At 73.1% G+C, this 5824-nt stretch carries 5 protein-coding genes; 3 read left to right on the top strand and 2 right to left on the bottom strand.

What is annotated here, in order from left to right; translation table 11 throughout:
• The first annotated feature begins 398 nt into the window (after window positions 1-398).
• Window positions 399-1997, top strand: a complete 1599-nt coding sequence (serA, locus tag AB0J68_RS25290) for a phosphoglycerate dehydrogenase (RefSeq protein ID WP_355133301.1) — start codon at window positions 399-401, stop codon at window positions 1995-1997.
• Between the two features lie 168 nt (window positions 1998-2165).
• Here serA and AB0J68_RS25285 read toward each other — a convergent pair whose 3' ends face one another.
• Both AB0J68_RS25285 and AB0J68_RS25280 read right to left on the bottom strand, forming a co-directional pair.
• Window positions 2166-2522 (bottom strand): hypothetical protein, encoded by a 357-nt coding sequence (locus AB0J68_RS25285; protein WP_234581292.1) that lies wholly within the window; start codon window positions 2520-2522, stop codon window positions 2166-2168.
• Between the two features lie 363 nt (window positions 2523-2885).
• Window positions 2886-3728, bottom strand: a complete 843-nt coding sequence (locus tag AB0J68_RS25280; protein ID WP_355067006.1) for an FAD:protein FMN transferase — start codon at window positions 3726-3728, stop codon at window positions 2886-2888.
• A 224-nt stretch (window positions 3729-3952) separates the two neighbouring features.
• Here AB0J68_RS25280 and AB0J68_RS25275 point away from each other — a divergent pair, with 224 nt between their 5' ends.
• Complete coding sequence (locus AB0J68_RS25275; protein ID WP_363940659.1) at window positions 3953-4984, top strand: 3-isopropylmalate dehydrogenase; 1032 nt, start codon at window positions 3953-3955, stop codon at window positions 4982-4984.
• Between the two features lie 162 nt (window positions 4985-5146).
• The coding region (locus AB0J68_RS25270) for a branched-chain amino acid aminotransferase (protein WP_363940658.1) at window positions 5147-5824 on the top strand (678 nt) is incomplete at its 3' end.

Below are 5824 nucleotides of genomic sequence, written 5' to 3'. Positions count from 1 at the left end.
GGCCGCGCTCTGGACAGCGCGACCCGGGGCCGTCGGCAATGCGCCGACGCCGGTAGCGGCCTCGGCACGTGCTCGGGTGGGAGTGTCGCTGGTGAGCCGTATACCTGGGAGTCATATTCATACCTCTGAGGTATGTCGCTCACCGCAGTGGTAAGCACGACCCGTGCGCACGGCGCGCGACGGCGGTTTCGCTGTGGTGAACGGGTGATGTCCATCGCTCGACCGCGCGTGTGAGGGCACTCACCCTGAAGACCCGAACACGCCGGCCAGCGCGGCCCCTACGATCGCGGGTAGGTGCGCTGAGCCGGCACCTGACGGCCACGGCACGGATCAGCGTGGGGCGCAGTGCGGCGCCCCGCCGCCCGGGCCGATCGCAAACACGACCTCTACGAGGACCGATGAATCCTGTCGTACTGATCGCCGAAGAACTCGCCCCCGCCGCCATCGAGGTGCTCGCCCACGACTTCGACGTCCGGCACGTTGACGGCACCGACCGTCCGGCCCTGCTCTCGGCGCTCTCCGAGGCCGACGCCGTCATCGTGCGCAGCGCGACCCAGATCGACGCCGAGGCGATCGCCGCCGCGCCGCGACTCAAGGTGGTCGCCCGGGCCGGCGTCGGGCTGGACAACGTCGAGGTGCCGGCCGCCACCGCCCGGGGCGTCATGGTCGTCAACGCGCCCACCTCCAACATCGTGTCCGCCGCCGAGCAGGCCGTCGCACTGCTGCTCGCCGTGGCCCGCAACACCGCGAGCGCCAGCTCCGCGCTCAAGGCGGGGGAGTGGAAGCGGTCGAAGTACACCGGTGTCGAGGTGCAGGGCAAGACCGTCGGCGTGGTCGGGCTCGGTCGTATCGGGGTGCTCTTCGCGTCTCGCATCGCCGCCTTCGGCACCCGGCTGATCGCGTACGACCCCTACATCCAGCCGGCCCGCGCGGCGCAGCTCGGCGTCCGTCTGGTCGGGTTGGACGAGCTGCTGCGCGAGAGCGACTTCATCTCCATCCACCTGCCCAAGACGCCGGAGACGGTGGGCCTGATCGGTGAGAAGGAGCTGGCGATCGTCAAGCCCGGCGTCCGCATTGTGAACGCCGCCCGCGGTGGCCTGGTGGACGAGCAGGCGCTCGCGAACGCCATCGCCGAAGGCCGGGTCGCCGGCGCCGGCGTGGACGTGTACTCCAAGGAGCCCTGCACCTCCTCGCCGCTGTTCGCCTTCGACAACGTGGTGGCCACCCCGCACCTGGGGGCCTCGACGCACGAGGCGCAGGACAAGGCGGGCCTGGCGGTGGCCAAGAGCGTGAAGCTGGCGCTGCAGGGCGAGTTCGTCCCGGACGCGGTAAACGTCCAGGCCGGCGGCGTGGTCGCCGAGGACGTCCGGCCGCTGCTTCCGCTGGCCGAGAAGCTGGGCCGCGCGTTCACCGCCGTCGCCGGTGGGGTCGCCGCCAGCGTCGCCGTCGAGGTGCGCGGCGAGATCGTGGGCCACGACGTGTCGGTGCTCAAGCTCGCCGCGACGAAGGGCCTGTTCAGCTCCGTGGTCGAGGAGCAGGTCACCTACGTCAACGCTCCGCACCTGGCCGCCGAGCGCGGCGTCGAGGTCACGCTGGACAGCCTGGCCGAGACGGCCGACCAGCCCACCCTGGTGACGGTGCGCGGCGCTCTGCCGGACGGCCGGACGGTAAGCGTCTCCGGTACGGTCACCCACTCGGGCGCCCGCGACGTCCCCCGGCTGACCGAGGTGGACGGTTTCGACGTGGAGATCGCCGCGGAGGGCATCCTGCTCTTCCTGCGTTACGCCGACCGGCCGGGCGTCGTCGGCACCGTCGGCACCCTGCTCGGCGAGTCGGGCATCAACATCGCCGCGATGCAGGTGGCCCGGCGTGAGGCGGGCGGCGAGACCCTGATGACGCTCACCGTCGACCAGGCGCTCGGCGCCGACCTGCTCACCTCGGCGGCCGACTCGATCGGCGCGACCGCCGCCAGCGCGGCGGACCTGCGCGACGAGTAGTCGGCGGTCACGCCACCGGCCGCGCACGACCGGCCGTGGCGGCACAGACGGCAGCACCACGGGGGGCCCGGCGACGCGCCGGGCCCCTCTGTCGTACCCCGGGGGCGGGGGGATGCCCGGCCCTCGGGGCGCCCCGCGGCCGGCATGCCCGGCCCGCCCCGCCCGGGGTCAGTGGGGCAGCCGGGCCGGGGGCGGGTAGACCGAGCCGTCCTGCGGGTCGAAGAGCATCAGCCCGTGCTCCCCGGCCAGTCGCTCGATGTCCAGCAGCACCTGGTCCGCGCAGGTCGGGTGCAGGTTCAGCTCGACGTGGTCGTGGGCGGCGTGCAGCGGCGCCACGGCCCACGGGCTGTCCGGACCGGGGTGCCGGTCCGGATAGGACGCGGTGATCGCCCGGTAGAAGCCGACAACGCGCGGGTCCGGGTAACGGTCCACGTGCCGCCCCTGCCGGCAACCGTCGACCGCTGCCCGCACGTCCTCGGGCGTCGCCCCGTCCTCCAGGGCCCACACACTCAGATCGAAACTCACGGCGGACAGCGTGCCATCCGTCGTTCACCATGTCGAAACTGCCTCGCCGCAGGCCAATCGCCGACCCGCCGCTTTCCGGTCGGGAGAGTCCGCTGTGGAGACTCTTGCGTCGAGTTGCGTCGATTCGCTAGCGTACGACTGCGGTTACTGGCCGCAGGTCGCGACGCCGGCCCGTCTTCGGGTGGCGCGGCCGACGTCCGGCCCGACCGGTCCGCACCCCTCGATTGTGCGAGCCACGCGCACTCGTCGCTGATCGGCCCCCACGGCCGTTGCCGAGGCCGTGGGGGCCGATCGCAGCGGCCCGACCAGCCGACCATCCGGGCGGCCGAGGTGCGAATCGAGCCGGAGTTCCGTGCGACGGGTTCAGCGCCGGTGGGCGAAGAGCGCGCGATAGTCGGAGCCGCCACGGAACCAGGCCAGGCCGGTGGGCCCGGCAGCGTAGAGCGCGGTGGCGTACGCGTCGGCGACCGTCAGGTCCGGGCCGACGACCGTCGCGGCGACGAGCTGGTTGGCCGGCTCGCCGGTGTGCGGGTCGACCACGTGCCCCTGACGCCCGGTCACCCCCGAGGTGCCGACGGCCCCCGCGGTCATCTCCAGCACCAGTGGCGCGCGCTCGGGTGCCGTCGGGTGGTGCACCGCCACCCGCCACGGCCCGCCGTGCGGCGCCCGGCCGCGGACCACCAGGTCGGCGCCGGCGAGTACGGCGTAGTCGTGGATGCCCGCGGCGCGCAGCCGGGCGGCGGCACGTTCCACGGCCCAGCCGCCCAGCAGGCCGCCCGGGTCGAAGCCGCCGGGCACCGCCCAGGCGTCGAACCAGCCGTCGGTGGCGGCCCGCATGGCCGTGCAGCGGTCCACCAGGTCGGCCAGCGGGGGGTACGACTCCGGGTTGATCTCTCCCCGCCGCAGCATGGAGACCAGGCTCTCCGGGCGGTTCGGGCCGTAGGTCAGGTCGACGGCGCGCAGCTCCGCGACGCTGTCCCGCAGCGCCTCGCCGACGCCTCGACGGCCGAGCCACTCGGGGGCGTTGAGCAGCAGGGTGTACTCGGCGGTCGCGGTGCGTACGGTGTGCTGCACGGCGATCCGGCCATCGGTGGCGGCGGTCGGGTCGATCCGGTGCCGGCGGCTGCCGAGCCGCAGGTCCGGCCGGCGGTTCCGGAACGCCGAAGGATCCGGCCAGCGGGTCCGCGGCTGCTCGTCGATGCGCATGGCACCTGCCCCCTCGCAGTTGACGTCGCGTCGTCACGACCACCGTTCGCGGGCCCCCTGACCCGCTGCCCCCACCGTAGGCAGCGGAGATGATTGCCCCATGAATCCCAGCTGAGAGGGTGCTGTGCATTCGGCTGTCCCAGATGTTGGAAGCATCGTACCGGGTTGCGGGACACCGACGTACCGTTGCCGAGACGGGGCAGTCGAGCGTGGGGAGTACGGGCGTGGCGCGGATCGCGGTGGTGGCCGGGGACGGCATCGGGCCCGAGGTGGTCGCGCAGGCTCGGAAGGTCCTCGACGCGGTGCTCCCCGGCGTGCAGGCCACCGAGTACGACCTCGGCGCCGCCCGCTGGCATCGTACCGGCGAGGTGCTGCCCGACTCGGTGCTGACCGAGCTGGCCGGGCACGACGCGATCCTGCTCGGCGCGGTCGGTGACCCCACGGTTCCGCCGGGTGTCCTGGAACGCGGCCTGCTGCTCAAGCTCCGGTTCGCCTTCGACCAGTACGTCAACCTGCGCCCGTCGCGGCTCTGGCCCGGCGTCGCCGGTCCGCTGAGCAACGTGAAGCCCGGCGAGGTCGACCTGGTGGTGGTGCGCGAGGGCACCGAGGGGCTCTACGCCGGCGCCGGCGGCTCCCTGCACCGTGACACGCCCGCCGAGGTCGCCACCGAGGAGAGCCTCAACACCCGACACGGCGTGGAGCGGGTCATCCGTGACGCGTTCGCCCGCGCCGACCGCCGGGAGCGGCGCAAGGTCACCCTGGTGCACAAGACCAACGTGCTGACCCACGCCGGGTCGCTGTGGGCGCGCGCCTTCGATGCGGTCGCCGCCGAGCACCCGGACGTCACGACGGAATACCAGCACGTCGACGCGGCCGCGATGTTCCTGGTGACCCAGCCGCAGCGCTACGACGTGGTGGTCACCGACAATCTGTTCGGCGACATCCTCACCGACATCGCCGCCGCGGTCACCGGCGGGATCGGGCTGGCCGCCAGCGGCTGCATCAACCCCGAGGGCGCGTACCCCTCGATGTTCGAGCCGGTGCACGGCTCGGCGCCGGACATCGCCGGGCAGGGCGTCGCCGACCCGGTGGCCGCGGTGCTCTCCGTCGCGCTGCTGCTGGAGCAGCTCGGGCACGCCGAGGCGGCGGCCCGGGTCAACGCGGCGGTCGCCGCCGAGCTGGCCGGCCGCACCCCGGGCGCGGCGCTGCGCACCGCCGAGGTCGGCGACCGGCTCGCCGCCCACGCCGTAGCCTGACCGCTCCGACCCGCCAGGGTCACCGGCGGCATCCGCCGGTCCGGGCAGTCCACCCGGTCCCGAGCGGCCCTACCCGCTGAACGACCGTTCGGGGTAAGTTTCTGGCACAACCATGTCGGTGTGCGATCCCGCATGCCGTTGTTCCCCAGGGAGGTCAGCGCGATGAGCGGTGGTGACAAGCTCGACTTCGAGATCCGTCCGAATCCCGCGCCGGTATCCGCCGCCGACCGGGCCGCCCTGCTGGCCAACCCGGGTTTCGGCCGCGTCTTCACCGACCACATGGTCACCGTGCGGTACGCCGACGGCAAGGGTTGGTACGACGCCCGGGTGGAGGCGCGTGGGCCGATCCCGATGGACCCGGCCAGCGCGGTGCTGCACTACGCGCAGGAAATCTTCGAGGGGCTGAAGGCGTACCGGACCGCGGACGGTGGCGTGACGATGTTCCGGCCGGACGCCAACGCCGCCCGGTTCGTCGAATCGGCGCAGCGGATGGCGATGCCGGCGCTGCCGCCCGAGGTGTTCGTCGACTCGCTGCACAAGCTCATCGAGATCGACCGGGAGTGGATCCCCACCGGCGAGGACGGCAGCCTCTACCTGCGGCCGTTCATGTTCGCCAGTGAGGTCTTCCTCGGCGTCCGCCCGGCCAACGAATACCTCTACATGGTGATCGCCTCGCCGGTCGGTGCGTACTTCAGCGGCGGGGTCAAGCCGGTCACGGTCTGGGTCTCTCCGGACTACACCCGGGCGGCGCCCGGCGGCACCGGCGCGGCCAAGTGCGGCGGCAACTACGCCGCGTCGCTGGCGGCCCAGGCCGAAGCCATCGACGCCGGCTGCGACCAG

Source organism: Micromonospora sp. NPDC049580 (genome assembly GCF_040675595.1).
Taxonomy (GTDB): Bacteria; Actinomycetota; Actinomycetes; order Mycobacteriales; family Micromonosporaceae; genus Micromonospora.
This window is presented reverse-complemented; position numbering and strand designations above follow the sequence as displayed.

What these genes read in the sequence shown, in the direction of transcription:
- serA (WP_355133301.1), top strand. Translation starts at nt 399, where the DNA reads ATGAATCCTGTCGTACTGATCGCCGAAGAACTCGCCCCCGCCGCCATC.
- AB0J68_RS25280 (WP_355067006.1), bottom strand. Translation starts at nt 3,728, where the DNA reads ATGCGCATCGACGAGCAGCCGCGGACCCGCTGGCCGGATCCTTCGGCG.